At 70.2% G+C, this 26,243-nt stretch carries 25 protein-coding genes, 1 tRNA gene and 1 other RNA gene; 10 read left to right on the top strand and 17 right to left on the bottom strand.

The window, feature by feature from the left end; translation table 11 throughout:
* Window positions 1-82: 82 nt before the first annotated feature.
* Both ACLQ26_RS08690 and ACLQ26_RS08685 read right to left on the bottom strand, forming a co-directional pair.
* On the bottom strand, window positions 83-1,465 hold the full coding sequence (locus tag ACLQ26_RS08690) for a class I adenylate-forming enzyme family protein (protein WP_425743941.1): 1,383 nt from the start codon (window positions 1,463-1,465) through the stop codon (window positions 83-85).
* On the bottom strand, window positions 1,455-2,993 hold the full coding sequence (locus ACLQ26_RS08685; RefSeq protein ID WP_425743940.1) for an NAD(P)-binding domain-containing protein: 1,539 nt from the start codon (window positions 2,991-2,993) through the stop codon (window positions 1,455-1,457). Before ACLQ26_RS08685 ends, ACLQ26_RS08690 begins: the two co-directional genes overlap by 11 nt.
* A gap of 63 nt (window positions 2,994-3,056) precedes the next feature.
* Between ACLQ26_RS08685 and ACLQ26_RS08680 the strand changes: the two genes are divergently transcribed.
* From ACLQ26_RS08680 to ACLQ26_RS08645, 8 genes are all read left to right on the top strand, one after another.
* On the top strand, window positions 3,057-4,571 hold the full coding sequence (locus ACLQ26_RS08680; RefSeq protein WP_425743939.1) for an aromatic amino acid ammonia-lyase: 1,515 nt from the start codon (window positions 3,057-3,059) through the stop codon (window positions 4,569-4,571).
* Window positions 4,561-6,126, top strand: a complete 1,566-nt coding sequence (locus ACLQ26_RS08675; RefSeq protein WP_425743938.1) for an NAD(P)-binding domain-containing protein — start codon at window positions 4,561-4,563, stop codon at window positions 6,124-6,126. Before ACLQ26_RS08680 ends, ACLQ26_RS08675 begins: the two co-directional genes overlap by 11 nt.
* 1 nt (window position 6,127) lies before the next feature.
* Window positions 6,128-7,117, top strand: coding sequence for an alpha-hydroxy acid oxidase (locus ACLQ26_RS08670; RefSeq protein ID WP_425743937.1), 990 nt, complete (start codon window positions 6,128-6,130; stop codon window positions 7,115-7,117).
* Window positions 7,114-8,367: a cytochrome P450 gene (locus tag ACLQ26_RS08665; protein WP_425743936.1), complete on the top strand. Its 1,254-nt coding sequence runs from the start codon at window positions 7,114-7,116 to the stop codon at window positions 8,365-8,367. Before ACLQ26_RS08670 ends, ACLQ26_RS08665 begins: the two co-directional genes overlap by 4 nt.
* On the top strand, window positions 8,364-9,623 hold the full coding sequence (locus ACLQ26_RS08660; protein ID WP_425743935.1) for a cation:proton antiporter: 1,260 nt from the start codon (window positions 8,364-8,366) through the stop codon (window positions 9,621-9,623). Before ACLQ26_RS08665 ends, ACLQ26_RS08660 begins: the two co-directional genes overlap by 4 nt.
* Before the next feature lie 62 nt (window positions 9,624-9,685).
* Window positions 9,686-10,342: a response regulator transcription factor gene (locus ACLQ26_RS08655; protein ID WP_266249139.1), complete on the top strand. Its 657-nt coding sequence runs from the start codon at window positions 9,686-9,688 to the stop codon at window positions 10,340-10,342.
* On the top strand, window positions 10,339-11,547 hold the full coding sequence (locus ACLQ26_RS08650) for a sensor histidine kinase (RefSeq protein ID WP_425743934.1): 1,209 nt from the start codon (window positions 10,339-10,341) through the stop codon (window positions 11,545-11,547). The genes ACLQ26_RS08655 and ACLQ26_RS08650 overlap by 4 nt, the downstream gene beginning before the upstream one ends.
* Window positions 11,548-11,630: 83 nt before the next feature.
* Window positions 11,631-11,753, top strand: a complete 123-nt coding sequence (locus tag ACLQ26_RS08645; RefSeq protein ID WP_030490864.1) for a 50S ribosomal protein L36 — start codon at window positions 11,631-11,633, stop codon at window positions 11,751-11,753.
* A gap of 82 nt (window positions 11,754-11,835) precedes the next feature.
* On the opposite strand, the gene ACLQ26_RS08640 is transcribed toward ACLQ26_RS08645, so the two are convergent.
* From ACLQ26_RS08640 to ACLQ26_RS08620, 5 genes are all read right to left on the bottom strand, one after another.
* A complete protein-coding gene (locus tag ACLQ26_RS08640) occupies window positions 11,836-12,486 on the bottom strand; it encodes a hypothetical protein (RefSeq protein ID WP_425743933.1) in 651 nt (216 codons plus the stop codon).
* 10 nt (window positions 12,487-12,496) lie between these two features.
* The gene (locus tag ACLQ26_RS08635) at window positions 12,497-12,979 is read right to left on the bottom strand and encodes an RNA polymerase sigma factor (RefSeq protein WP_425743932.1); all 483 of its coding nucleotides are present in this window, start codon (window positions 12,977-12,979) and stop codon (window positions 12,497-12,499) included.
* A gap of 384 nt (window positions 12,980-13,363) precedes the next feature.
* Window positions 13,364-13,729, bottom strand: a complete 366-nt coding sequence (locus ACLQ26_RS08630; RefSeq protein WP_425743931.1) for an SdpI family protein — start codon at window positions 13,727-13,729, stop codon at window positions 13,364-13,366.
* A 128-nt stretch (window positions 13,730-13,857) separates the two neighbouring features.
* Window positions 13,858-13,930 (bottom strand) — tRNA-Ala (locus tag ACLQ26_RS08625).
* An 88-nt stretch (window positions 13,931-14,018) separates the two neighbouring features.
* Entirely contained in the window at window positions 14,019-14,609 is a 591-nt protein-coding gene (locus ACLQ26_RS08620; protein WP_234583082.1) for a YqgE/AlgH family protein, read from the bottom strand.
* A gap of 173 nt (window positions 14,610-14,782) precedes the next feature.
* On the opposite strand from ACLQ26_RS08620, the gene ACLQ26_RS08615 reads away from it, so the two are divergent.
* Together ACLQ26_RS08615 and mdlC are read left to right on the top strand one after the other, a co-directional pair.
* On the top strand, window positions 14,783-15,583 hold the full coding sequence (locus ACLQ26_RS08615) for an S-methyl-5'-thioadenosine phosphorylase (RefSeq protein ID WP_425743930.1): 801 nt from the start codon (window positions 14,783-14,785) through the stop codon (window positions 15,581-15,583).
* A gap of 142 nt (window positions 15,584-15,725) precedes the next feature.
* Window positions 15,726-17,321: a benzoylformate decarboxylase gene (gene mdlC / locus ACLQ26_RS08610; protein ID WP_425743929.1), complete on the top strand. Its 1,596-nt coding sequence runs from the start codon at window positions 15,726-15,728 to the stop codon at window positions 17,319-17,321.
* A 19-nt stretch (window positions 17,322-17,340) separates the two neighbouring features.
* On the opposite strand, the gene ACLQ26_RS08605 is transcribed toward mdlC, so the two are convergent.
* The 10 genes from ACLQ26_RS08605 to pruA form a co-directional block, all read right to left on the bottom strand.
* Window positions 17,341-18,288: a hypothetical protein gene (locus tag ACLQ26_RS08605; RefSeq protein ID WP_425743928.1), complete on the bottom strand. Its 948-nt coding sequence runs from the start codon at window positions 18,286-18,288 to the stop codon at window positions 17,341-17,343.
* Window positions 18,289-18,332: 44 nt separating this feature from the next.
* Window positions 18,333-18,821 carry a hypothetical protein gene (locus ACLQ26_RS08600; protein WP_425743927.1) on the bottom strand — a complete coding sequence of 163 codons (489 nt, stop codon included), beginning with the start codon at window positions 18,819-18,821 and terminating at the stop codon, window positions 18,333-18,335.
* A 140-nt stretch (window positions 18,822-18,961) separates the two neighbouring features.
* Window positions 18,962-19,603, bottom strand: a complete 642-nt coding sequence (locus ACLQ26_RS08595) for a hypothetical protein (RefSeq protein WP_425743926.1) — start codon at window positions 19,601-19,603, stop codon at window positions 18,962-18,964.
* A 151-nt stretch (window positions 19,604-19,754) separates the two neighbouring features.
* Window positions 19,755-20,130: a transfer-messenger RNA gene (gene ssrA, locus ACLQ26_RS08590) on the bottom strand.
* A gap of 105 nt (window positions 20,131-20,235) precedes the next feature.
* Window positions 20,236-20,715, bottom strand: coding sequence for an SsrA-binding protein SmpB (smpB, locus tag ACLQ26_RS08585; protein ID WP_007455863.1), 480 nt, complete (start codon window positions 20,713-20,715; stop codon window positions 20,236-20,238).
* A 150-nt stretch (window positions 20,716-20,865) separates the two neighbouring features.
* Complete coding sequence (ftsX, locus tag ACLQ26_RS08580; RefSeq protein ID WP_425743925.1) at window positions 20,866-21,741, bottom strand: permease-like cell division protein FtsX; 876 nt, start codon at window positions 21,739-21,741, stop codon at window positions 20,866-20,868.
* 67 nt (window positions 21,742-21,808) lie between these two features.
* Window positions 21,809-22,489 carry a cell division ATP-binding protein FtsE gene (gene ftsE / locus ACLQ26_RS08575; RefSeq protein ID WP_007455859.1) on the bottom strand — a complete coding sequence of 227 codons (681 nt, stop codon included), beginning with the start codon at window positions 22,487-22,489 and terminating at the stop codon, window positions 21,809-21,811.
* A gap of 118 nt (window positions 22,490-22,607) precedes the next feature.
* Window positions 22,608-23,729 (bottom strand): peptide chain release factor 2, encoded by a 1,122-nt coding sequence (prfB, locus tag ACLQ26_RS08570; RefSeq protein WP_363678761.1) that lies wholly within the window; start codon window positions 23,727-23,729, stop codon window positions 22,608-22,610.
* A 121-nt stretch (window positions 23,730-23,850) separates the two neighbouring features.
* Complete coding sequence (locus ACLQ26_RS08565) at window positions 23,851-24,366, bottom strand: PadR family transcriptional regulator (protein ID WP_363678759.1); 516 nt, start codon at window positions 24,364-24,366, stop codon at window positions 23,851-23,853.
* Between the two features lie 175 nt (window positions 24,367-24,541).
* On the bottom strand, window positions 24,542-26,170 hold the full coding sequence (gene pruA, locus ACLQ26_RS08560) for an L-glutamate gamma-semialdehyde dehydrogenase (RefSeq protein WP_425743924.1): 1,629 nt from the start codon (window positions 26,168-26,170) through the stop codon (window positions 24,542-24,544).
* Window positions 26,171-26,243: the final 73 nt, after the last annotated feature.

The following is a 26,243-nucleotide window of genomic DNA, read 5'->3' as shown; positions in this document are numbered from 1 at the left end:
GTACGGGCGCGGGACGCCAAAGGTTCGACACCCGGGCCCGGGAATCACGCGGCGGGCCCGGCGTTCCAATACCGGCTCACCGTCATCGAGCCCGCTGGAGCTGGCTCTTGTCCGGCTTGCCGCTGGGCGCGAGCGGGACCCGATCGATGACCGTGACGGTTCGCGGCACCGCGAGATCGTTCACCTGTGCGGCCACAAGCTTGCGCAACACGTCCGGGTCGGGCGTTCTCCCGGCCACCGGCACCACGTAGGCGTGCACGGCCTCACCTGTCGTCTCGTCCGGACATCCGACGACGTACGCCTCGGCGACCGCGGCATCGGCGGCGAGCGCCCGCTCCACCGGCCCGGCGTGGACGATCTGCGCGTTGACGATGATCACGTCGCGCACCCGCCCGGCCAGCCGCAGGTATCCGTCGACGCCAAGCTCCCCCAGGTCACGGGTACGCACCCAACCGTCCACGAACACCTCGGCCGACTCGTCCGGGTCCTGCCAGTACGAGGATGCCTGCGCGGGTGTGCGGACATAGATCTCCCCGTCGCGCAGGGAGACGTCCACGGCCGGACGACCGACAGTGGCGAGCGTCGCCACGTCGGCCATCATCTCGGCGGGGGTCACCATGGCGATCATCGACGTTTCGGTCTGCCCGTAACCGTGGAAGACCACCGGGCCCAGCACGTCGAGCGCCTCCGCCAGGCGGCCCGGCGCGAGTGGCGACCCGGAGACCATCAGCGCCCGCAGGTGACGCAGGTCCACCGGGTTGGCGCGCTGGTCCCGGATCAGCTGGTGCAGCTTGCCTACAGTGATCACGCTCGCCGTGGCCCGGTGTTCGGCCAGGGCAGCCGGGAAGACCGGCCGGGGCGCCACGACGAGGGTGCCGCCCGCCGCGAGGGCGAGGACGCCGTACTCCAGCATCACCTGGCTGGCCAGCGAGCCGAAGACCAGGTAGCGCCGCAACCGGGTGGCCAGTTCGGCGACGGCCGGGGGCCAACGGTCCGGGTACGGGGCCCAGGCCGCCGACATCGCCGCATAGGTCTGCACCGCGCCCTTCGGCGTCCCCGTGCTGCCACTGGTCCAGATGATCCGCGCGGGATCCTCGGCCCGTCCCGCTGCGACAAGTGCCAGCCCGTCGTCGGGATGCTCGGCGAGCGAGGCCAGCCGAGCCGAGTCGACGACGAGCGAGCCGGAGAGCTGTGCCGGGCTCAGGTCGGCACGCCACCCGGACACCCGCGACCCGACGGCGAAGGCGGCCATCGTGGCGGCGAAGGCGGAGGCGGTGACCGGCAGATCAAGAGTGACACCCACTCCTGGCCCCACGCCGGACGAGCGCAGCCCGGCGGCGATGCGCCGGATCAGACCCGTCATCTGCGAGGCGGTCGTGACGATCGGTCCGTCCTCGAAGACCGGGCGGTCCCCGCCGGTTGCCAGGAGGTCGAGGACGGGCTGCGGCCAGACGTCAGTGGGCATCGGCGAGGACGCCCTTGACGAAGACCTCGAGGGGCTGCCGGTGCACGGTCGGCAGGTCCCAGTTGTTCTCCAGGTTCTCCGCCAGGTGGTGCACGGCGGCGATCTGCCCGTCACGCAGCACCCGCACGACGGGGTGGAGATAGCTGGCGCCGTGGGCGGCGTTCGCGTCGTTCTCGGCCGGACGCGGCACGGTGATGTCGAACGGGTCGATCTGGTCGTGGTCGGGGCCGTACTCCAGGGTGATCAGGAACGCGAACGCGTCCGGCTCCGCGTCCCGCAGATAGGCGACCGGCACCTCCTCGCGGTAGCAGGCGGTTTCGCCGTCGACCGTGATGACATCGCCGAGCACCGCGAACTGCTGCCACAGTGCCGAGGTCACGTTGATCCGGGTGATGATCGAATCGGCGATCGCCTCCGGCGTCGGGGCGATCTGTCGGGACGGCCAGGGCTGGCCGTGGTGCCGCTCGCGGAGGATGTGGTGCAGGGCGCGGGTGGCATAGCGGAAGCCGTGGATGAAGCCGTTCGTGGACTTCTTGAAATCACGCTGTTGGCTGAGGGTGCCGGCGAAGTAGAGACCGGGGACGTTCACTGACTCGAAGGCAGGCGTCTGCGCCGGGAACCGATCCTTGATGACCAGTTCCGGCCGGGCGGACTCGGCAAAGATGGACGCGTCGAAGCGGAATCCGGTGCAGAGGATGACTCGGTCGTACTCGAGCTCGCGCAGATTCTCGACAGTCCGGGCGTACCGGAAAAGCACCCGGAACCCGCCGCCCTCCCGCTGGCTGATCTGTTCCACAGTGCCGTCCAGGACCGCGTTCTGTGACTTGAGCTGATAGGTGTCCAGGAAGTTGTTGTTCACCGCCCGCAGGTGCCCGACGTAATGGGTCTGCCAGGCCAACTTGATGGAGTGCGGTCCGGCGACGTGAATCGTGGCGGCGGTCTCGACGAGCGCGTCCGCGGTCTCGAAGGCCGAGTTGCCCTTACCGATGATCAACACGCGCTGATTGACGAAATCGGCGGGTTCGACGCTTACGGTGTCGTACCGCTCGGCCAGGTGGGCGCCCTCGATCGGCGGCACGTAGAGCTCGGAGACGCCGGTGGCGACGACGACTCTCCGGGCCACCCAACTCCTGTCGCCCGCCCGCACGGTGAACACGTCGTCGGCCTTCGACACAGAGGTGACCCGGGTGTCGTAAACGACGTTAAGACCCCGCGCACAGTCGGCGAGATAACGCACGAGATCGTCCGCGGCGGGAAAGTAGCGTGTGCTGTAGTGCTTGAAGAGCAGCGCCGGATCGTCGGTCAACAGCGAGTTCCAGTCCGACCGTAGATTGAACTCCGGGTCCTCCGACCCGGTCCACACCTTGTTGATCGAGATCAGCTGGCGATGCCGCGGATAGGTCTCGAAGAATGTGCCGGCCCGTGGACCGCCCTCCAGCACCACGTAGTCGTGACCGTCGCGCTTGAGCAGGGCCGCGAGCTGCAGGCCTGCCGGCCCGGCTCCGATGATCAGGCAATCGTGCGTCATGGGCCGCAATTTACTGAGGCGATTTCAGAGCGCTCTGAGAAATTGCCTCTAGCATCCGCTCTCATGACGATTGAGGTGGATTTGGCAGCACCCCTGCGCCTCGCCGACCTGCGCGTCGCCGCGGGCCCGGTCACGGTCGTGGTCGGCGAGGAGGTGCGCAATCGAGTGGCGACCTGCCGCACATTCCTCGGCAAGGCACTCGGCGACGACCGGGCGATCTACGGTGCCACCACCGGCTTCGGGGCGCTCGTCGGCTACGCGGGCCGAGCCGACCAGCGCGACCAGGCCGACAACACCCTCGCCCACCTCGGGGCGGGCCAGGGACCGGACCTCGCCCCGGATGTCGTACGCGCGACGCTACTGGTCCGCGCCTGGTCCCTGGCCCGGGGCGCGTCGGGGGTCTCGCCGCACGTGATCGACGCGCTCGCGGCCATGCTCGGCACGACGTTCACGCCGGCGATGCCCAGGCTCGGATCGGTGGGAGCCAGCGGTGACCTGATCCCGCTCGGTGCCGCCGCTCAGGCGTTGCGCGGTCGCGGGCACGCCTACCTGGACGGCGTCCGGATGCCCGCCGGGGATGCCCTGGCGAAGGCCGGCCTGGAGCCGCTGCCGCTCGACGGCCGGGATGCGCTCGCGCTTGTCAACGGCACGTCGCTCACCACTGCGGCGCTGGCCCTCGCCCTGGGCCGGGTCCGCACCTCGCACCGCGTGGTGCAGACGTTGACCTGCCTGCTCGCGGACCTGCTCGGCTGTGATCCGCAGTTTCTCGATCCCGCCCTCCTCGGCGCCTACGGCCACCCGGGCGCCATCGGGGTCGGCGCCGCCATGCGGGCGACCTCCGCCGGCCTGCGGAAGTCCGGCACGAGAGCGTTGCAGGAGCCCTACAGCATCCGCTGCGCGCCGCAGCTGCTCGGAGCGGCCGAGGACGCCCTGCGCTATGTCGACGGCGTCGTGTCGGCGGACCTCGGCGGGGTGAGCGACAACCCCCTGTTCTTCCCGGCCGACGACAAGGTCGTGCACGGTGGCAACTTCTTCGGCCAACCCGCCGCGTTCGCCGCCGACGTTCTGTCCATGGTGATCGCCCAGGTCGGCAACCTCGCCGAGCGCCAACTCGACCTGCTCGTGGATCCCGGACGCAACGGCGGACTGCCGCCGATGCTCGCGGCGGGACCAGGTCAGCAGCACGGGCTGCAGGGCGTCCAGCTCGCGTCGACCGCGCTCATCACCGAGATCAGGCGCGACTGTGTGCCCGCAAGCCTGCAGAGCCTGCCCACCAATCTGCACAACCAGGACGTCATCCCGCTCGGCACGCAAGCCGCTCTGCGCGCCATGGACCAGGCGGAGCTGCTGCGCCTGATCACCGGGTCGCTCGGGCTCGGGCTGCGCCAGGCGGTGCACGTGGGTGCGCGCCGGCCCACGGCGGCGGGCTGCGACCGCATCCTCCGAGCCCTGGAGGAGATCCCCCCGATCGACCCGGACCGACCGCTCGACTCCGACGTGCGAAGGGCGGCCGCGATTCTGGAAGAGCTTGAAAACTCTCTGAATTCCGGCTCGTACGGTGAGCGCCGTGACGCTTGATTACCTGATCATCGGGGCCGGTCCGGCCGGCCTTCAACTCGCCGCCCTGCTCGAGGCCGAGGGCAAGTGTGACTATGTGGTGCTGGAGGGCGCCGACGGACCGGGGGCGTTCTTCGCCACCTATCCGCGGCACCGCCAACTCATCTCGATCAACAAGCCGCACACGGGCACGGACGACCCCGAGCTGAATCTGCGGCTCGACTGGAACTCCCTGCTCACCGACGACCCGGCACTGCTGTTCACGCAGTACACCGAGCGGTACTTCCCGGACGCCGACGTGATGGTGCGCTACCTCGCCGACTTCGCGGCGAAGACCGGCGTCAAGGTCAGTTACGACACCCGGGTGACGCGTGTGTCCAAGCACGACGACGTGTTCACGGTCGAGGCCGGCGACCGGCGCTGGGACGCCCGTGCGGTGGTCGTCGCCACCGGTGTGTCGAAAACCTACGAGCCGGACATCGCGGGGTTCGAACTGGCCGAGGGGTACGACGTGATGAGCGTCGAGCCACGGGACTACCTCGACCAGAAGGTGCTGATCATCGGCAAGGGCAACTCGGCCTTCGAGACCGCCGAGAACCTCATGGAGACCACGACACTGATCCACGTCGCCGGGCCCAGCTCGGTCCGGATGGCGTGGCGCACCCACTACGTCGGGCACCTGCGCGCGGTGAACAACAACTTCCTCGACACCTATCAGCTCAAGTCGGCGAACGCGATCCTGGACGGGACGATCAAGAGCATCGAGCGCGACGGCACGGGCTACAAGGTCACGTTCAGCTTCTCGCGCGCGAACGAGGTCGTGAAGGAACTGCACTACGACCGGGTGCTGGCGTGCACGGGATTCCGTTTCGACGACTCGATCTTCGACTCCTCGGCGCGGCCACAGCTCGCCATCTCAGACCGGTTCCCGGCGCAGACCGAGGCGTGGGAGTCGGTGAACGTTCCGGGGCTGTTCTTCGCCGGGACGATCTCCCAGGAGCGCGACTTCAAGAAGTCCACGAGCGGTTTCGTGCACGGTTTCCGCTACGCCGTGCGCGCACTGCACAGGATCCTGTCCCGCCGCTACGACGCCACGGCCTGGCCGTTCGACAGGCTCGCCGTCGACACGGCGGCCATGACCGCGGCCGTCATCGAGCGGGTCAACCGCAGCTCGGCCCTGTGGCAGCAGTTCGGGTTCATCGCCGACGTGCTCACCGTCGCCGGACCCGAGGCCCGCTACCACGAGGAGGTGCCGGTGGCCTACTTCGAGTCGACAGGCCTCCGCACCGCCGAACACGACCACGACCAGGCGTTCGTGATCACTCTCGAGTACGGCCCCGACCACGACCAGGTCGACCCGTTCGACATCACCGTGTCCCGCGTGGCCCAGGACGTCGTGGGGCAGGCGCACGACGCGGCGTACCTGCACCCGGTCGTCCGTTACCACCGTGACGGCCGCCTGATCGGCACGCACCACCTCGCCGAGAACCTGGAGAACCGGTGGGACCGGCCGGACGTCCACGTACGGCCGTTGCAGGAGTTCCTGGGTCGCTGCATCGCCGGCGCCGAGGGCTGACATGGACCCGGTTCACCAGGACTTCTTCGAGGGTGGGGCCGGGCGGGAGCGCACCCTGGCCGCCAACGAGCGTGCCTTCGAGCGACGGTGGATCGTGCCACGGGTGCTGCGGGCGACCGGCGAGCGGGACCTGCGGGCCTCAGTGGCCGGCACGTCGCTGGCCGCGCCGGTCCTGGTCGCTCCGACGGCCTTCCATCGACTCGCGCACCCAGACGGCGAGGCGGCCACCGCGCGCGGGGCCGCGGCGGCCGGCACGGCGCTTGTGGTCAGCATGGCCGCCACCCAGCCGGTCGAGGAGATCGCGGTGGCGGGCGGAACGCTGTGGTTCCAGCTGTACCCACAACCCGACCTCGACTTCACGGAGTACGTGGTCAAGCGCGCCGAGTCGGCGGGTTGCCGGGCACTCGTGGTGACAGTGGACTCCCCGGTGTTCGGACGGCGCGAGCGTGACATGCGCAACGGCTTCACGGACCTGCCGCCCGGCTACGCCTGCGAGAACATGCGCGACGCGACCGGCCGGGTGCGCTCGATCGCGATGGACGCGACGGTGGGCTGGGATCGGATCACGTGGCTGCGCGGTGTCACGCCACTACCGATCCTGCTCAAGGGCATCCTGCATCCCGCGGACGCCCGACTCGCCGTCGAGCACGGCGTCGCCGGCGTGATCGTGTCCAACCACGGTGGACGACAGCTCGACGGGACCATTCCCACGCTCGACGCGCTGCCTGCGGTCGTGGCGGCCGTGGGTGGGCGGATCCCGGTGCTGCTCGACGGGGGTGTGCGCTGCGGCTCCGACGTGGTGATCGCGCTGGCGCTCGGGGCGGAGGCGGTGCTGGTGGGGCGTCCGGTGGTGCGGGGGCTCGCGGCGGGCGGGGCGGTGGGCGTACGCGAAGCTCTCGAGCGACTCACCACCGAGCTGGATCAGGCCCTCGCCCTGGCCGGAGCGCGGCGGCCGGCCGATCTGACGCCCGACCAGGTGGCGACCCGGTGAAGGCGGTGGTCGACCTGCGGGAGTGGATCTTCGAGCGGGTCAACGGGACCGAGGGCATCACCGTGCCCGGGCCGCTGGTGGGGCCGGAGGACTTCCTTCGGGTCTACAGCGATCCGGCAGCCGACGGGCGCAGCCGTGGGGCCGGCCTGTCGGACCTCTTCTGGTACTGGCTCGCGCCCGGCCCGCAGATGCATCAGGAGCACCTGGAGCCCGGCGAGCGGTACCGGACTGTCGCGCGGACGACCCGGCAGGTGCTCGCCATGCCGCACGCGCGCACCGACGAGCTGGCGACGGCCGCGACCCGGCGGATCCTCGACACGCTCCCGGCTGACCGGATCAGCCACGTGCGGCTCCGTGACCTGATGATGCCGATCTGGGCCGAGGTCTCGTACCAGCTGGTGTTCGGCGCACCCTGCCCGCGCGACGTCCGCGATCTCATCGTGGCGAACGCGGACGACGTGGCGACCGCCCTGAAGGGGATGAGCCTGCGGCACATGTCTCGGCGGAATCGTCTGACTCGCTACCTGCTGGACCGGATCACTGCCGGAACGTGCCCGGTCGTACTCCCGCCGCCCTTCACCGCCCTGGAGACCGCCTGGTACCTGCACGGCGCGTTCTTCACCACTGCTGTGGTGCAGATGTCGGAGGCCATGGCCCACATCCTGCTGTGCTCGGGGTCCGTCACGGACACGTCGAACGAGTCGCTCGACCGGTTGATCGACGAGACGCTCCGGGTGCATCCGCTCTTCGGCATCGCGCACCGGATCACCTCCGGACCCATCACCGTGGGCGATCACGTCCTCCCCACCGGATCCGTGCTCCTCTTCAACTACCGGGCCTTTCAGCGCACCGGTCCCGCCGCGGACGACGCGTTCAACCCGGACCGCTGGCTGTCGTTACACCGGCAGGACGCCCATTTCATCCCGTACGGCGTGAGTGCCAACCGGGCCTGTCCGGCGCGCGGTTCGGCCCCCGTCCAGCTACGCGCGGCGACCCGGGAGGTGCTGCGGCGCTTCTCGGTCAGCTCGTCGGCAGAGCACACCCGCTCGCTGCCGAGTCGCGGTCCCGCGTACCTGACCCCCCGGGGTCTCCCCGGTCCGGGCCGCAACCGGCTCACCCTCATGCGGCAGCGCGACCGGATCTTCGACGTGGGGCGCTCGGTCAAGCAGTTGGTCTGCGGTACGTGGATGGTCGTCGACGCCCGACGACAGAAGTTGTGCACCCGTTTCTTCGAGGAGGCCAGCGCGTGACCCCCAGCGAACTCGCCCCGCGGTTCTTCATCGCGGTCGCGGTCATTCTGCTCTTCTGCAAGCTGGTCGCCTGGCTCCTCGGCAAGGTGGGCCAGCCTCCCGTCGTGAGCGAGATGCTCGCCGGGGTGCTGCTCGGCCCCTCGCTGCTCGGCCTGCTCTGGCCGGGCGCGCAGGCCGTGCTCTTCCCCGCGCCGCTGCTGCCGATCCTGTACGTGGTCGGCCAGGTCGGCCTGGTGCTGTTCATGTTCCAGGCCGGGTACGCCTTCACGTCCCACCGGGTGACAGGGCTCGCGGGCACGGCGGGCGCGGTGTCGCTCGCGGGTGTCACCGCTCCGCTGGCGCTGGGGATCCTGCTGGTCCTCGGCACGGCGGGCTTCGTCCCGATCCGCACGGACGGTGTGTCGATCGGCGTGTCCGCGGCGTTCGTCGGCGTGGCGCTGGCGATCACGGCCTTCCCGATGCTCGCCCGGATCATCACCGAGCGCGGCCAGACCGGCACCCGCCACGGGTTGCTCGCCCTGGCCAGCGGCGCGATCGACGACATGGTCGCGTGGATCATGCTGGCGGTGGTGCTGGCGTTCGCCTCGGGCTCGGTCGGCCCGGCCCTGGTCTGCGCGGGTGGCGCGCTGCTGTTCGGGGTGGCGCTGTGGCTGGGTGGGCGGCGGGTGGCCGGCTACGTCATGGGGCTCCCGGGCGATCGCGCGCGGCTGCTCGGCACTGTGGCGCTGCTCTTCCTGGTCGCCTGGTACACCGACGAGATCGGGCTCTACGCGGTCTTCGGCGCCTTCGCGGTCGGCGTGGTGATGCCACGCTCCCCGCAGACCGACAAGGTGGTCGACACGCTGACACCGATCGCCGCGACGGTGTTCCTGCCGCTGTTCTTCACCTACTCCGGGCTGCGCACCGAGTTCGCGCTGCTGGGCAACCCGGCCGTGCTCGGTTTCGCCGCCGCGTGCGTGACCGTGGCGATCGTCGGCAAGTTCGGCGCCTGCTGGGCCGCGGCCCGGATGCGCGGCGAGCCGAACGGGGTCGCGCTGCGCGTCGGCGCTCTCATGAACGCCCGGGGCCTGATGCAGCTGATCGCCCTGAACGTGGGACTGGAGGCGGGCATCGTGAACCCGTCGCTCTTCACGGTGCTGGTGGTGGTCGCGCTCGTCACGACACTCATGACGACGCCGCTGCTCACCTGGATCGAGCGACGTGAGGCACGCGTTCCCGCTCCGGCAGGGTCGCTCGTGCCCGCCGGAGCCCCGTAAAATTATTGTTTGAGGAGACAAGTTCTACAGACGACGATGGTTATCTATGTCACCATCACGGTATGACTCGACTCCTGCTCGTCGAGGACGACTCGGAACTGCGCGGAATGGTGGCCGAGACGCTCACCGGCGAGGGATACGTCGTCGACCAGGCCCCCGACGGCCAGCGCGGCCTGCACCTGGGGCTCACCCGGCCGTACGACGTGATGGTGATCGACAGGCGCCTGCCCGCCCTCGACGGGCTGGACCTGGTGGTCCGGCTGCGCTCCCGTGCGGTGGCCGCCCGGGCACTGCTGCTGACCGCGCTCGGCACCGTCGAGGACCGGATCGCCGGCCTCGACGCGGGCGCCGACGACTACCTGACGAAACCCTTCGACCTGGACGAGTTGAGCGCCCGCATCCGAGCCCTGTGCCGCCGGACCAGCGAGTCCACCGAGGTGCTGCGGCTCGGGTCGGGTCAACTCGACCTCTCCGTACGCGACGCCGTGCTCCCTGACGGCACCCGGATCGCCCTGTCCGCACGCGAATTCGAGCTGCTGCGGGTCCTCGCGGCCCGACCACACACCGTCCACTCCCGCTCCGAGCTACGCAGCCGGGTCTTCGACGAGGCGGCCGCGGCCTCCCTCGTCGACACGTACGTCTACTACCTGCGCCGCAAGCTCGGCCGCTCGGTGATCCGGACCGTGCACGGCCTCGGCTACCGGCTGGGCACCCTGTGAGCTTCGAGGACACCGTGCTGCGCCGGGCCAGGGCCCGGGTCAGTCTGGTCGTCGGACTCGCCATGACGGCGCTGCTCGCCCTGGGCGCCGCCATCTCCTATGCCGCCCTGCTGCGCAACCAGCACGCGCAGATCGAACGGGAGCTCGACTACGGCGCGGTCCACGGCACCATCGCCGGGCCGCCGGGCTGCAGCTGGATCATCCTGTACGACGGCGGCCGCATCGACTCCGGCCGGAACCCGCCCCCTCCGGGGTTCCCGCTGCGGTCCGCCATCGACGCGGTCGCCCTCGACCACCAGGTCCGCAGCGACAAGGTAGAGCGCAACGGCACCACCTACTACGTCCGTACCCAGCCCCGTGGGACCGGCGTCGTGCAAGCGGTGTTCGACGCACGCTTCCAGCTCTCCGACAGACGTCACCTGCTCGCCGCCTTCCTCCTCGCCGCGATGGTGGGCCTCGCCGCGGCAGTGCTCACGGGCATCACCGTGGGCCGCCGAGCCGTGGCACCGCTCGCCGAGGCGCTCGGCCGGCAACGCCGCTTCGTCGCCGACGCCAGCCACGAGTTGCGCACCCCCATCGCCCAGGTCCACACCCGTGCCCAGATCCTGGCCCGCCGCGCCGGGGCCGACCACGCCGACTACGACCGCCTGATCGAGACCACCCGCCGGCTCGGCGAGATCGTCGACGAACTCCTGCTCTCCGCCCGCCTCGCCGCCACCCCGGCCGACCGGCACCCCTCCGAGCCCGTCAACCTGGCCCTCCTCGCCGCCCAGGCCGTCGACTGTGAGGCCGACCGCGCCGCGGAGCAGGGCGTCCAGCTACACCTGACCGTCCCGGACGCTCCGGTCCTCGTCCCCGGCATCGCCTCGGCCCTGCGCCGCATGGTCGGCGAACTGCTCGCCAACGCCCTCACCCACACTCCGGCCGGTGGCCGCATCGACGTCCTACTGCGTACCTCCCGCCGTGGCGCGGACCTGGTGGTCAGGGACAGCGGAGCCGGCTTCGACCCGGCCGACGCGGCACACCTCTTCGACCGGTTCCATCGTGGCGCCGGGGCCAAGGAACGGCGCTTCGGTCTGGGCCTGGCTCTCCTGCGCGAGGTGGTGACCAGCCACGGTGGGACGATCTCCACCGACAGCCGGCCTGGCGCCGGGGCGACCTTCACGGTCCGTCTACCGACGATTCCGTCACGAGCCTCCGCTTGACCGCCTCGGCCCGTTGCCGCGGGAATCCCCGGGGTGGGCGCGGCGTTTCGATACTCGGAACCGCTAATACCGAGGAGGCAGACATGAAGGTACGTAGCTCGTTGCGTGCGCTGAAGCAGAAGCCGGGTTCGGTGGTGGTCCGCCGTCGTGGCCGGGTGGTCGTGGTGAACCGCGCGAACCCGCAGTGGAAGAGCCGCCAGGGCTAATCCGCCCTATATCGTCCAGAACTTGACAAACGCCCCGACCGGAGTGACCCGGTCGGGGCGTTTTCGCGTGCGGCTCTCCGGGTCAGCTCACGACTGACCGGCAGTTCATCGGGGCGCCCTTCGGCACCAGGGCCCAGGCCACCTTCGCGTAGTCCCCGCCCTTGTGCACCGGGAAGACGCTGAAGTGCAGGTTGCTGTCCTTGGGCATCTTCGCCGGCGCGATCACCCACTCCGAATCGCCGAACACGCCCTCCTCGTTGGCCCCGTCGATCCGCTCGAACGTCAGGACGTCCTTGATCTGGGGCAGTTCCTTGCCCTTCGGCGTGCACAGGACGCCCGCCTTGACGACTGCCTGAACGCCGGCGTCGGCCAACGCCTTCTCCAGTGCGTCGGGATTGATCACCTGCTTGGACTTCAGGCGCAGCTGCACCGACCCGTCCGCCAGTTTGGCCACCGAGAACGCCGCCGGTTCCATGACGGGCACCGTGGCGTCACCCGCCGGGGCCGCCGGCGCGGTGCCGCCGGCCGGGGCCGAACCGGAAGGGTCCGAGCCGATCGGCAGAGCCAGCGCGAGGGCGGCCACGGCGGCGAGTCCTCCACCGGCGACCACACCGAGCACGCCCTGGTTACGCCGCCGCGTGCGGCCGCGCTTCTCGATCGCCTCGACCGGACGGTCCATCCGCACGTCGGAGAGAGTCTTCCTCATCGCGTTCAGCACCTCATCCTCGTTCATATCGAATCCCTCAGGTGGTTACGGGCACGAAGTGCGCCCGCAGGGCCGCAGTGGCGCGAGACAGATGGACGGCGACGGTCCGTGGCGAGATGCCCAGTTCATCGGCGACGGTGTTGGTATCCAGGTCGAGCCAGACCCGCAGCAGGATCACCTCGCGTTGCCGTTTCGGCAGTCGACGAATGGCGGCCAGCATCGCCTCGTCGACGTCGCGGACGTCGACGTCGAGGCGGGGCAGATCGTGTCCGTCGAGGGCGACCTCGCGTCGGCGCCGCCGCCACCAGGAAACTCGAATGTTGAGGGCGGTACGCACCACCCACGCCGCCGGTGCCGGATGCCGGCTCACCTTCCGCCAGGACGCCCAGGCCCGCGCGAACGCCTCAGCGACCAGGTCCTCCGCCAGCGCACGATCACCCGCACTGGCCAGTACGGCACGCAGGCAGTTGTCCCGGCAGCGCTGGTAGAAGTCCGCGAAGTCCTTCCGTTCTTGCTCCACACCTGGCACACGCATGAGCACCGCGATTCATTTACACCGCCGACGGAAAGATCTACCGGATCTCGGCACGCCTCGGCACTGTCACCAGGCTCGGTGTCGGCAACTGGCCGAAGGTCACCCTGGACGACAACGGGGATGGCCTGGTCACGTGGAACTCCCCCAGCCCGGACTTCTCGGCCACCCGGGTACAGGCCAGGACGATCGGGCCGGACGGCGCGTTCGGCGCGGCCGAGATCCTGTCCCCGGACGGGCGTTACGCGCAGCCCGCGTCCAGCCCGACGGGCCACTTCTCGGTGATCTGGCAGAAGGCCTCCTACCCGTCCGACATCCGGGTGCGCTTCGGCGGTCAGGCGAGCTGAGCGAGGACGCCGAAGGGGCGTGGGCTCAATGCCCGTCCTGGACGTCGAGCGCGGCACGGTTGCCGACGTAGCCCAGGTAGAGCAGGTAGGGCACGACGAGCACCGCCAGCACCAGGACCGCGACGATCACCGGCGGGTCGCCCAGGGCGGCGCCGAGGACGACCGGCAGCGGGGACACGACGGCCAGCGCGATCCCGGTCCGATACAGCGGCCGTTCGATCCGCCGGTGCGCCGCGTACCAGTGCGCGGTCGATCTCGTGGTGGCGGTGGTCCGCACCCCGGGACTGCGATATCTGTCCACCGACGGCCGCAGGGCGGCCCGGGCGGTGAACGCGACGAGCCACCCGAGGAACGCGTAGACCACCGAGATGAAGGACCCCGCCAGCACCATCCACCTCCTGACGTGTCAGGTGGGGTGATTCTAGGTCGCTGCCCGCCGGGGTGCTGGTCGCGGCGAATCCGCCGAGAACACCGAAACGCCCTGGCCGGGTCATCCCGGCCAGGGCGTTCGTCGCAAGGTGGAGCCGAGGGGACTCGAACCCCTGACCCCCACACTGCCAGTGTGGTGCGCTACCAGCTGCGCCACGGCCCCTTGCTGTCGTCCCGGTCGCCCGGGCACTGGGAAACTATACACAGACCGGCCCGCATGGTCATCTCGCGGGGGTCCCCGTCCAGCCGGGTCAGTTGAGGGCCACGTCCGGCGGGAAGTGGGCGACGGCGGCCATCATGCCGCCCTGCCGACGCAGCACCATCGGCCACAGGTCGTCCGGGCGGTCGACGAAGGCGTCGCCGGGCAGGGCGTCCAGCAGAAACCAGGACCCGTCGGCGATCTCCTGCTCCAACTGCCCGCTGCCCCAACCGGAGTAGCCGGCGAAGACCCGGATCCCGCCGATGCTCTCCCGCAGTTTCTCCGGGTCCACGGAGAGGTCGATCGTGCCGACCGCGCCGGAGACCTGGTGGAAGCCCTTGAGCCGGCGTAGCGGTTGCCGCATCCGGGCCAGGCAGATCGCCGAGTCGGGCTGCACCGGGCCGCCCTCGAAGAGCACCGCCGGGTGACGGGCCAGGTCGCTCCAGTCACCCAGCACCTCGGCGACCGGCACCTCGGTGGCGCGGTTCAGGACCACGCCGAGCGCGCCGCCCGGCTCGTGGGCGACCAGCAGCACCACCGTACGGTCGAAGTTCGGGTCCTTGAGCGCCGGAGTCGCGACCAGCAGCCGCCCGGTCATCGACTCCATCGCTCGTCCGCCGATCGCCTGGCCCTCTCCCTGCATCCCACCTACCCGTCAATCGTGAGCCCGCACCCTGGATCCGTCATTCGTCGGATCCGCACGGTGCATCGGGATCAGCCGCGCTGTCAACGCCATGCCTGGCACCATAGCCTGCGTCCCCGGCGCTGGCTAAGGTCTGACCGGCGGGTGATCGGACAGTTGCGACGGAGGGTTCCATGGCACCGACGGCAGACCTGGCGGTGATCGGCGGCTCGGGCCTGTACGCCCTTCTCGACGGCACCCCTCATGAGCTGGGCACCCCTTACGGTCCACCGTCGGACGCGGTGACCATCGCGGAGGTGGCCGGGCGGCGGGTCGCGTTCCTGCCCCGGCATGGTTCCGACCATCGGTATCCGCCGCACCGGATCCCGTACCGGGCCAACATGTGGGCACTGCGGTCGCTCGGCGTACGCCAGGTGCTGGCGCCGTGTGCGGTCGGTGGGCTGCGCCCGGAGCTGGGGCCGGGCACGTTCGTGGTGCCGGATCAGCTCATCGACCGGACCAGCGGGCGGGCACAGACCTACTACGACGAGGGCGCCGTGCACGTGCCGTTCGCCGACCCGTACTGCCCGCAGGGCCGACGGGCCCTGCTCGCCGCGGCGGCCTCCCGGGACGTCACGGCCGTGGATGGCGGGACGGTCGTGGTGGTCGAGGGGCCGCGGTTCTCCACCCGGGCCGAGTCCCGCTGGTTCGCGTCGATAGGCGGAACTGTCGTGAACATGACCGGCCACCCGGAGGCGGTGCTCGCCCGGGAGATGGCGCTCTGCTACTCGTCGATCGCGTTGATCACCGACCTGGACGCCGGGGTGCAGGCCGGCGAGTCGGTGACCCAGGACGAGGTGTTCCGGGTCTTCGCGGCCAACACCGAGCGCCTGCGGGACGTGCTGCTGGACGCGGTGGCGGCGCTCCCCGCCGAGCAGGACTGCGCGTGCGGCCGGGCGTTGGACGGAATCACCCTGCCCTTCAAGCTGCCCTGACCTGGGACGCGCGCGACCCACCGGGCGGGTCGGAGCCTCGACGGCTGGGAAACGCCCGAAAGGTCTGTCACATCCCGATAGATTCGGCTGATCGGGAGGGCGACCACGGTCGCCCCTGCGCGCGACACGGAGGCAGGTGACGATGACAACGGTCCGGGACGCGACGTACGACGTGCTCCGCACCCTCGGCATGACCACCGTCTTCGGCAACCCCGGTTCCACCGAGGAACCGTTCCTGCGGGACTTCCCCACCGACTTCCAGTACGTCCACGCGCTGCACGAGGCCACGGCGGTGGCGATGGCCGACGGGTACGCCCAGGCGGCCGGCAGGCCCGCGCACGTCAACCTGCACACCGCCCCGGGCATGGGCAACGGCATGGGCAACCTGGTCACCGCCTGGCACAACAAGACGCCCCTGATCGTCACCGCCGGCCAGCAGACCCGGGAGATGCTGCTGCTGGAGCCCCGACTGACCAGCCGTCGGGCCGTGGAGCTGCCCGAGCCGTACGTCAAGTGGAGTTACGAGCCGGTCCGCGCGCAGGACATTCCGGCGGCGCTGCTGCGGGCGTACGCGACAGCCGTGCAGCCGCCCGTCGGGCCGGTCTTCCTCTCCCTGCCGATGGACGACTGGGCCCGGTCCGCCGAGGCGCCGCCCGCGCCGCGCTCGGTGGCGACCCGCTTCGGGCCGGATCCGCAGCGGTTGGAGATGTTCGCCCGGGTGCTGGCCGACAGCCGCAATCCGGTGCTGGTGTTCGGGCCGGGCGTGGACCGCTCCGACAGTTGGCCGGCGGCCGTGGCCCTGGCCGAGCGGCTTGCCGCACCGGTCTGGTCGGCCCCCGCACCGGAACGGGCGGTGTTCCCGGAGGATCACCCGCAGTTCCGCGGAGTCCTGCCGTTCGCCATCGGGCCGCTGGCCGAGGCGCTGCGCGGCCACGACACCGTCCTCGTCGTCGGTGCCCCGGTGTTCCGCTACTACCCGCACGTTCCGGGCGACCACCTGCCCGAGGGCGCCCGCCTGCTGCACGTCACCGACGACCCGGACGAGGCAGCCCGCGCACCCGTCGGGGACAGCCTGCTCGGCGACCCCGGGCTGACGCTCGCCGCGCTGCTCGACCTCGTTCCGGCCGCCAACCGACAACCACCGGCACCCCGGGCCGTTCCGCCGCCGCCGGAGGTCACCGTCCCGCTGAGCGCCGACGCGATGTTCGCCGCCCTGGCCGCACACTGGCCGGCCGACGGCGTGCTGGTCCAGGAGTCACCGTCCAACCTGTCCGCACTGCGCCGCCACCTGCGCATCAACCGACCGGCGTCGTACTTCACGATGGCCAGCGGCGGGCTCGGCTACGGCCTGCCGGCCGCGATCGGGGTGGCGCTGGCCGAGCGGGACACCGGGCGTGGACGGCCGGTGGTAGCGGTGATCGGCGACGGCTCGTTCCACTACTCGGTGCAGGCGCTGTGGACGGCCGCGCGCCTGGCGCTGCCCGTGGTGGTCGTCGTCCCGGTCAATCAGCAGTACGCGATCCTCAAGGCGTTCGCCCAGCTGAAGGACACTCCAGGGGTGCCGGGGTTGGATCTGCCGGGGCTGGACATCACCGCGATCGCGGCCGGCTACGGCTGCGCCACCGAGGTGGTGCGGACCCCCGACGAGCTCGGTGCCGCCCTCGCCGCCGGCCTGCGTGCCAAGGGACCCACAGTGCTGCCGGTGCCGATCAGCACCGACGTGCCCACGATTCTCTGAACTCGCGGGCCTGGCCGGGTCAGCGCGGGGCGATCGTCAACGGGGCGCCGGTGAAGACGTCCAGCACCGGCCGCGCCCCCAGCGGTGTGGCCAGGGTGACGGTGACCGGCTCCAGCTTGAGCACGGCGGGGCAGACGCCAGGGGACCGGGTGACCGCCCCACCGACCACGACCACGTCCGGCCGTTCCGACACCGCCGGGGTGATGCCGGTGTCGCACGCGCCGACGCCGAGCCGGAGGGTCAGCCGTGCGCCGTCCACCGCAACGATGTCCTGGGCTGCCACCAGACCCTCCGGCAGCGGCTCGGTGGGCGTTGGCGCAGACGGGACCGGCGTGACGGCCGTCGGCGCGACGGCGAGCTGGGCCACCGGGACGGCCAGCTCCTCCACCGTGAACAACCAGGCCGGGACCTGTGCCTCACCTCGACTCGTACGGACCGGCACGGATCCGAGAGTCACCCCGGTGACGGTCAGCGGGAGGCAGGCCGTCTCCGTCGAGCTGGTGGCCCAGCCGTCCGGTCCCGGCTCGACTGTGGGACCGCCGGGAGTGGGCAGCCCGGGCCGCTTCGGCCGCCCCGGGCAGGGCAGCGGGTCACCCCGGTCGAGCTGCCGGTACGCCTCGGCCGCGCTGACCAGTGGCAGGGTCAACCGGCCGTCCGGGAAACGGATCTCGGCGCCGACGCGGGTGGGCGGGATGGCGACCTGGGCGCGGTACCAGCCGGACCGAAAGGCCGTCTCGGTGTCGGGCGTGAAGCGCGGGTCGCCGGTGAGGACCGTCGGCCCCTGCAGGGGGACGTACCCGTCACGCCAGCCGGGACCGGGCCGCCACGCCGCTGCGACCGCGGCGGCCCGCTTGTCGAACGCGGGTTGCGCCGTCGTGGTGGGCGGGGCGGCGGGCTCCGCGCCGGTCGCGGCGCAGCCCACCATGGACAGCAGCGGCAGTACGAGCAACAGAACTCCTCGACGCATGCGAGGTTCGACGGGGCCGCCGACCGACGGGTTCCCGCCCCGGCTCAGGTCTCGCCGCCCAGATCCGTCTGGTACGCCTGCCAGAGCAGATTGGCGCCCCTCCGCCGATGCCGGGCCAGCGTCCGCAGCAGGTGCCCCGCCCGGCGGCGCAGTTCGTCGGGACTGGCCTCGGACCGCTCGGCGAGCCGCTGCATGGCCAGGACCGCGGCGACGATCGGGGCGTGCTCCCGCGTCAACAGCCGGATCCCGTGGTCGAGTCGGGGCGAGTGGGTGAGCAGCTCTCGATAGAGGCCGGCCGGCCCCTCGGTGGCCCGTACGTGCTCGGCGAAGCCCTGCCCGACCGGGCGCAGGCGGAGCAGCACGGTCTCACGCCAGCGCGGCTCGCTCGTCGCGACGGCGACGGCCCGGGCCAGGGCGTGCAGGTCGCCGGGGAGACCGGCGGGACGCGGCTCACCGGGGAGCCCGACCACGTGCGTGCGGGCGGCGGACGCCCGGGCGGTGGCTGACGGCTGCTGGACTCCACCGGTGACCATGGCACCTCCCGCACGGCGCTGCTATCCCATACCGTGATGGTGAACCCGCCCGTTCCCCCTGTCCAGGGGCGTTTCCCGCTCATCTGCCCCAGCTGTCGCACCGTTCACTTTCGCCTCAGCTGACGCCGTCCGCGGGCCGTTCAGGCGTCCGCCAGGCGGCGCAGATCGGCGGCGACGGCGCGGGCCTCGTCGCTGGGTGCCGCGCCGGGTCGACCCGCCGCGAACGCGTCGGCGAGCGCGCGCAGCTCGGACGGCGGCAGGAGGGGCAGGCCCATCCCCCACAGCGGAATGGTGATCCGCTGCCCGCTGGCCCGATCGGTGACCACGACGGCCGGCAACCGATCCGCACGGGCCGACAGGTCGCCGTGGGACCGGGAGTCGATGGCCGCGATGGCGAGATCGACGGTACGACTGCGCAGGGCGCCCCGCACCCGTACCCGGCTGCCCTCCAGCCACGCGGCCGTCCGGAGCACGCGCAGCACCAGATAGACGCCGAGCAGGACGAACGGCAGCCCGCACAGCCCGAGGACCGGTCCAGGCCCGGCGGAGCCGCCGGACTCCCGCAGCGCGGGCGGCAGCATTCCCGGCGGCAGGTCGCGGGCCTCCTCATAGGAGGCGAACCCGTCCCCCGGGCCGCTGAGGCGGAGCAGCAGCCCGCCGGCGAGCAGGGGTACGAGAAGGAATGCCGCACCGAACGCCGCCACGAGGACTCCCGTCACCACCGCGACCGTGCGCTGGCCGGCCGACGCGCCGACCGACAGACGTAGCTGATGGTTCGTCACAGCGGCAGCGTAGGCGTCGGCGACCCGCCCGCAACCCCCGGCGTCGGTGGCGGTCCATGTGTCCCGCTGATCGGCCCGCCCATGCTTGCTCGGTCGCCCGTCGGAAACGACGATGCGCCCCGGCCGTCGGCCGGGGCGCATCGCTTCGAGGTGGTGGAGGTGCCGGGAATCGAACCCGGGTCCTTCGCCGGTTTGTCAGGGCTTCTCCGAGCGCAGCTCGCTGTGCCTCTACTCGGCCCCACCGCTCACGCGAGCAAGTTGGTGTGACGGGCCCAGTCGCTGATTGATCTCGCCGCACGGACCCCGCGACCGGGTCCGATTGGCCAGCCTTCTAGCTGATGCCGGCTACTGGGACGAAGGCGTTCCCAGGCCGACAGACTTAGCTACTCGCCTCAGGCGGCGAGAGCGAAGTCAGCGCGTTGGTTCTTGGCGCTTATAAGTTTCCGACGACCGATTCTCGAGACGACGTCGGCTTCCTCGGCTCGCTTCCCCTGTCGCTGCGTACGAAGTCGAAACCAGTCACCCCCTCGACAGGCCACCGATGTGGTGGCACTGACAAGACTAACGCCTGCCGCAACGGCTTTCATCCCGAGCCCCGGGGCCGGCGTGCCGGCCCGGACAAAAAGGATGAATCAGTCGTCCATGCCCTTGCCGCGTCGACCGGACACCCGGGCGATCTCCCGATCCGCGTCGCGCTTGGCGAGGTCCTGACGCTTGTCGTACGACTTCTTGCCCTTGGCCAGCGCGATCTCGACCTTGGCCCAGCCATCGGAGAAGTAGACCTGCAACGGGACGATGGTCAGACCGCCCTCGCGGGTCTTGCCGAGAAGCTTGTCGAGCTCGCCCCGGTTGAGCAGCAGCTTGCGCGTACGCCGGGGCTCGTGGTTGGTCCAGGTGCCCTGGGTGTACTCCGGGATGTGCATGGAGTGCAGGAACAACTCGTTGTCGCGCTCCTGGGCGAACGCGTCGACAAGCGACGCCCGCCCGGCCCGCAGCGACTTGACCTCGGTGCCGGTCAACGCCATGCCCGCCTCGTACGTGTCGAGGATCGCGTAGTCGTGGCGGGCCTTCTTGTTGGAGGCGACCACCTTGCGCCCCTTTTCCCGTGGCATCGGCGCCACCCCCTCTCCAAAGACGTCCGTCGCCGGGCGCACCCCGGCCGGACAACCGATCATGCTACCCGAATGATAAGGACCCTCCCGCGCCGTTTATTCCGGCCGCGGGAGGGTCCCGAAGTTGCGACGGGACGACCCGTACGCTGCCTAGACCCGCAGGTAGAAGCGCAGGGTGATCCAGGCGGTGCCGGCGCTGACCAGGCCACCGACGCCGGCCATCAGCGGGAAGATGAACAGGATGTCACCCCAGCTGATCGGCGACAGCAGGCCCTGCAACGCCTTGAGCGATCCGTCGAAGAGCAGATACTTCGCCGCGACCAGGGCCACCAGACCGAGCAGTGAGCCGATCAGGCCGGCCACCACGGCCTCCAGCACGAACGGCGCCTGGATAAACCAGTTGGACGCGCCGACCAGCTTCATGACCGCCACCTCACGCCGCTTGCTGTACGCGGCGACCTGGATGGTGTTGGCCACCAGGAGCAGTGCGGCGATGGCCATTACGATCGCGGCGGCCAGGGCGATGTTCTGGATCGCGGTGAGGACGTCGAAGATCTTGTCGAGCAGTCGACTCTGGTCGACGATCTCGTCGACACCCTCGGTGTCCTTGTACTGGTCGTAGATGCTCTTGTACTGCTCCGGGTTGTTCAGCTTGATCCGGAACGACTCGGGCAGCTGGTCCGGCTTGACGGCGTTGACCAGGTCCGGCGCGTCCTGGTACATCTCCTGGAACTTCTTGTACGCCTCGTCCTTGTTGACGTAGATGACTTCCTTGACCAGTGGGTTGCTCTTCAGCTTGGCGTCCAGGTCGGTGCGCTGCTGCTCGCTCACCTCCTGGCTCAGGAAGATCGAGACCTGGATGTTCTTGTAGTAGAGGTCCTTCATGTCGTCAACCTGGCGGTACATGAGACCGCTGGCGCCGAGCATGGTCAGCGAGACCGCCATCGTGATGATCATCGCGATGGTCATGGTCACGTTGCGCCACAGTCCGACCAGTACCTCGGACAGGACGTATTTCACGCGCATCGGGATTTCCTCCGGGTCTCCGGCATGAAGTGTTCGTCGTCAGGCTGCGCAGGGGTGGAGCGCCGGCTCACCCGTAGACGCCGCGGGCCTGGTCACGCACGATGCGGCCGCTCTCGATCTCGATGACGCGGCGGCGCATCTGGTTCACGATGTTGGAGTCGTGGGTGACCATCACGACGGTCGTGCCGGTGCGGTTGATCCGGTCCAGCAGGCGCATGATCTCGATCGAGGTGTCCGGGTCCAGGTTTCCGGTGGGCTCGTCCGCCAGCAGGATCAGCGGACGGTTCACGAACGCCCGGGCGACGGCGACCCGCTGCTGCTCACCACCGGAGAGCTCGTGTGGGTAGCGGTGCTCCTTGCCACCGAGCCCGACCAGCTCCAGCACCTCCGGCACGACCCGGCGGGCAACCGCCTTGGTCTTGCCGATCACCTCGAGGGCGAACGCCACATTCTCGTACGCGGTGCGGTTCGGCAGCAGCCGGAAGTCCTGGAAGACGCAGCCGATCGAACGCCGGAAGTGGGGTCGCTTCCAGGAGCGCATCGACGTGACGTCCTTGCTGTTGACGATGACCCGCCCCTTGTTGGGGGTGACCTCGTGCAGCAGCATCTTGATGATTGTGGACTTGCCGGAGCCGGATGGACCGATGAAGAAGACGAACTCGCCCTTCTCGATCGAGACGGACACGTTGTCGAGCGAAGGCCGGGACGCCTTCGGGTACGTCTTCGTCACTTGCTCAAGCTGAATCACGGGTCGTGAGTCTACGCGGTGTAACAACTGAGCCAAGCCCCACGCCCCGCGGAAGCGGCGCGCGTCGTCGAATCAGGCCCTCACCTGGAGATCGACGACGCGCTCCGCCCACGAGCCGTCACGCACCGTCGCCGGCGAGCTGCCGCTGCTTACGCCAACGGATGCCAGCCTCGATGAAACCGTCCAACTCGCCGTCGAAGACCGCGCTCGGATTGCCGGTCTCCTGCTCGGTTCGGAGATCCTTCACCATCTGATACGGGTGCAGGACGTAGGAGCGCATCTGGTCGCCCCACGAACCGGCCGCGTTCTCCTTCAGGCCCTCCAGCTTGGCCTGCTCCTCCTGGCGCTTGCGCTCCAGCAGCCGGGCCTGGAGCACCCGCAGCGCGGAGGCCTTGTTCTGCAGCTGGGACTTCTCGTTCTGGCAGGTCACCACGATGCCGGTCGGGATGTGGGTGAGCCGGACCGCCGAGTCGGTGGTGTTGACGCTCTGCCCACCCGGCCCGGAGGAACGGTAGACGTCGACGCGTACCTCGTTCTCCGGGATGTCGATGTGGTCGGTCTGCTCGGTCACCGGCAGCACCTCCACGCCCGCGAAGCTGGTCTGCCGGCGGCCCTGGTTGTCGAACGGGCTGATCCGGACCAGCCGGTGGGTGCCCGACTCGACACTGAGGGTGCCGTACGCGTAGGGCACCTTCACCGCGAAGGTGGCCGACTTCAGGCCCGCCTCCTCGGCGTACGAGGTCTCGTAGACCTCGGTCGGGTAGCCGTGCCGCTCGGCCCAACGCAGGTACATGCGCAGCAGCATCTCGGCGAAGTCCGCCGCGTCCACCCCACCGGCACCGGCCCGGATGGCGACAAGCGCCTCCCGGGAGTCGTACTCGCCGGAGAGCAGGGTGCGGACCTCCATCTCCTGGATGGACTTGGTCAGGCTGGTGATCTCCGCCTCGACCTCGGTCAGCACGCCCGGGTCGGCCTCGGCCTCGGCCAACTCCAACAGCACCCGCGCGTCGTCGAGCTGGGAGCGCAGACTGCCCAGCTTGCTGATCTCGCCGTTGACGTACGACAGCTGCGAGGTCACCTGCTGCGCCTTGGCCTGGTCGTCCCACAGGTCGGGGGCGGACGCCTCCTGCTCCAGGCGGGCCTTGTCCTCGTGCAGCCGGTCCAAATTGAGGACGGCCTCGATGTTGCGCAGGGTCGCGTCGAGTTCCTTGAGCTGTTCGGCGTAATCGGCAGCGGTCACGACAGACAAGCGTACTGCTCGGGCGAGGAGTGAGCTTGCGAGCCCCGCAGGCCGACGCCAAAATGACGCCGCGCCACCGGAAGCAGCACAGCTCGTTCCGTGTCGGCGAACCCGCCGGAGATCACCCGACGGGGGCGGACTTCAGCCACGACAGGGCCGCCCGATGGTAGGCGACGGCGAACTCCAGCGCGCTGGCGTCGTACGTCTCGCCGTCCCGTTTGGCGTTCTTGACCTGTTCGCGTACCTGAGCGAGGGCCTCGGTGTGGTATTCGTTGGCCGAGGCGTACAGGCTCTTGAGCTGGCTGGACGAGTGCAGGTTGCCGAAGGCCATCCGGAGCGCGATCGGGTTGCGGATGGTGTCCCGCCCCGGGTTCTCCGCCAACCAGCGGGAAAATGTCCGTTTCCCGCTGGCGGTGAGCGCGTACGGCTGGCTCATGCGGGGGCCCGGCTTGCCGAGCCGCACGTAACCCCGTTCGGCCAGCACCGGCAACTCGCGGTAGACCTGACTGCGGGTCATCGACCAGTACGGCGCCAGACGGCGCTCAGCGGCGGCCATCAACTGACCGCCTGTCATCGGGCCCTCGTGGAGGAGCCCGAGAAGGGCCGCCGCCGTAGGGTTGACTCCGGAATCCGCCATGCCCGTTACGCTGCCACTTTGCGCTGCCGGCGTCCAGGATTTGGCAGTTTGCCACCCGACAGGACTTCCTAAGTGCACTGTCGGCGGCAGACTGTCCGTTGAGGACTATCGATGGATTGCGGGCCTCGGCCGACCGCCGGCGGCGCTACGCACGCCGCCGGCGGGTCGCCGCAGGTCAGCCCATGTGGGGGTACGTGTGGTCGGTCGGCGGCACGAAGGTCTCCTTGATCGTCCGCGGCGACACCCAGCGGACCAGGTTGAGCCAGGAGCCCGCCTTGTCGTTGGTGCCGCTGGCCCGGGCACCGCCGAACGGCTGCTGCCCGACCACCGCGCCGGTCGGCTTGTCGTTGATGTAGAAGTTGCCTGCCGCGTACCGCATGCGCTCGCCGACCGCGTCGATGACCCGGCGGTCGGTGGCGAACACCGACCCGGTCAGCGCGTACGGGGCGATCGACTCGGCCTGCGCGACCACCTCGTCGAAGCGCGCGTCGTCGAACACGTGCACGCCCAGGATCGGCCCGAAGTACTCGGTGGTGAAGGTCTCGTGGGCGGCGTCGCCGCACTCGAAGAGCGTCGGCCGGACGAAGTAGCCGACCGAGTCGTCGGCCGTGCCACCGGCGAGGACCCGGCAGCTGTCGTCACCGGCGATCAACTCCAGCGCCGCGGTGTGCCTGGCGAACGCCTTGTCGTCGATCACCGCGCCGCCGAAGTTGCCGAAGTCGGCCACGTCGCCGTAGGTGAGCGAGTCGGCGGTGGCGGCCAGGCGGTCGCGCAGGCCACCCTCCCAGAGCGAGCGCGGCACGTACGCCCGTGAGGCGGCCGAGCACTTCTGGCCCTGGTACTCGTAAGCGCCGCGGATCAGCGCGGTGTGCAGGGCGTCCACGTCGGCGCTTGTGTGCGCGACCACGAAGTCCTTGCCGCCGGTCTCCCCGACCAGACGCGGGTAGCCCCGGTAGCGGGCGATGTTGTCACCGACGGTCCGCCACAACTGCTGGAAGACCTTTGTCGAGCCGGTGAAGTGGATGCCGGCCAGATCCGGGTCGGCGAGCACCACGTCGGAGACCTCCTCGCCCCGACCGGTGACCATGTTGATCACGCCGGGCGGCAGGCCGGCGGCCTCGAACAACCGCATGGTGAAGTGCGCGGCGAACTGCTGCGTGGGGCCCGGCTTCCAGATCACCGTGTTGCCGAGCAGCGCCGGCGCCGACGGCAGGTTGCCGGCGATGGCCGTGAAGTTGAACGGGGTGACCGCGTAGACGAAGCCCTCCAGCGGGCGGTGGTCGAAGCGGTTCCACACACCGGGCGAGGACGCCGGCTGCTCTTCCAGCAGGCGGCGGGCGAAGTGCACGTTGAACCGGAGGAAGTCGATGAACTCGCAGGCCGCGTCGATCTCCGCCTGGATGGCGGTCTTCGACTGGCCGAGCATGGTGGCGGCGTTGAGGGTGTCCCGCCAGGGGCCAGCGAGCAGCTCGGCGGCGCGCAGGAAGATCGCGGCGCGCTCCTCGAACGGCAGCGCCCGCCACATCGGAGCGGCGTCCTTGGCGGCCTTGATCGCGGCGCGGGCGTCGTCGTGGGTGGCGTGCGCGGTCACGCCGAGCACGTGGGCGTGCTTGTGCGGCTGCACCACGTTGATCGGGTCGCCGGCAGCCATCCGCTGCTCGCCACCGATGGTCATCGGCAGGTCGACGCGCTCGGCGGCCAGTTCGGTCAGCCGCCGCTGGAGCCGCTCCCGGTCTCCGCTGCCCGGCTCGTAGTTGCGAACCGGCTCGTTGCGCGGCTCGGGTACGGAGAACACGGCATCCATCAAGGCTCCTGGCGATCTCGACAGCGGTGGCGAAACCGGACCCGCGGGCACCGACCGGACGGCCGGACGCCGG

Source organism: Micromonospora sp. DT43, from assembly GCF_049841645.1.
GTDB lineage: Bacteria > Actinomycetota > Actinomycetes > Mycobacteriales > Micromonosporaceae > Micromonospora.
Note: the sequence above shows the minus strand (reverse complement) of the source record. Positions and strands in the feature narration are given on the sequence as shown.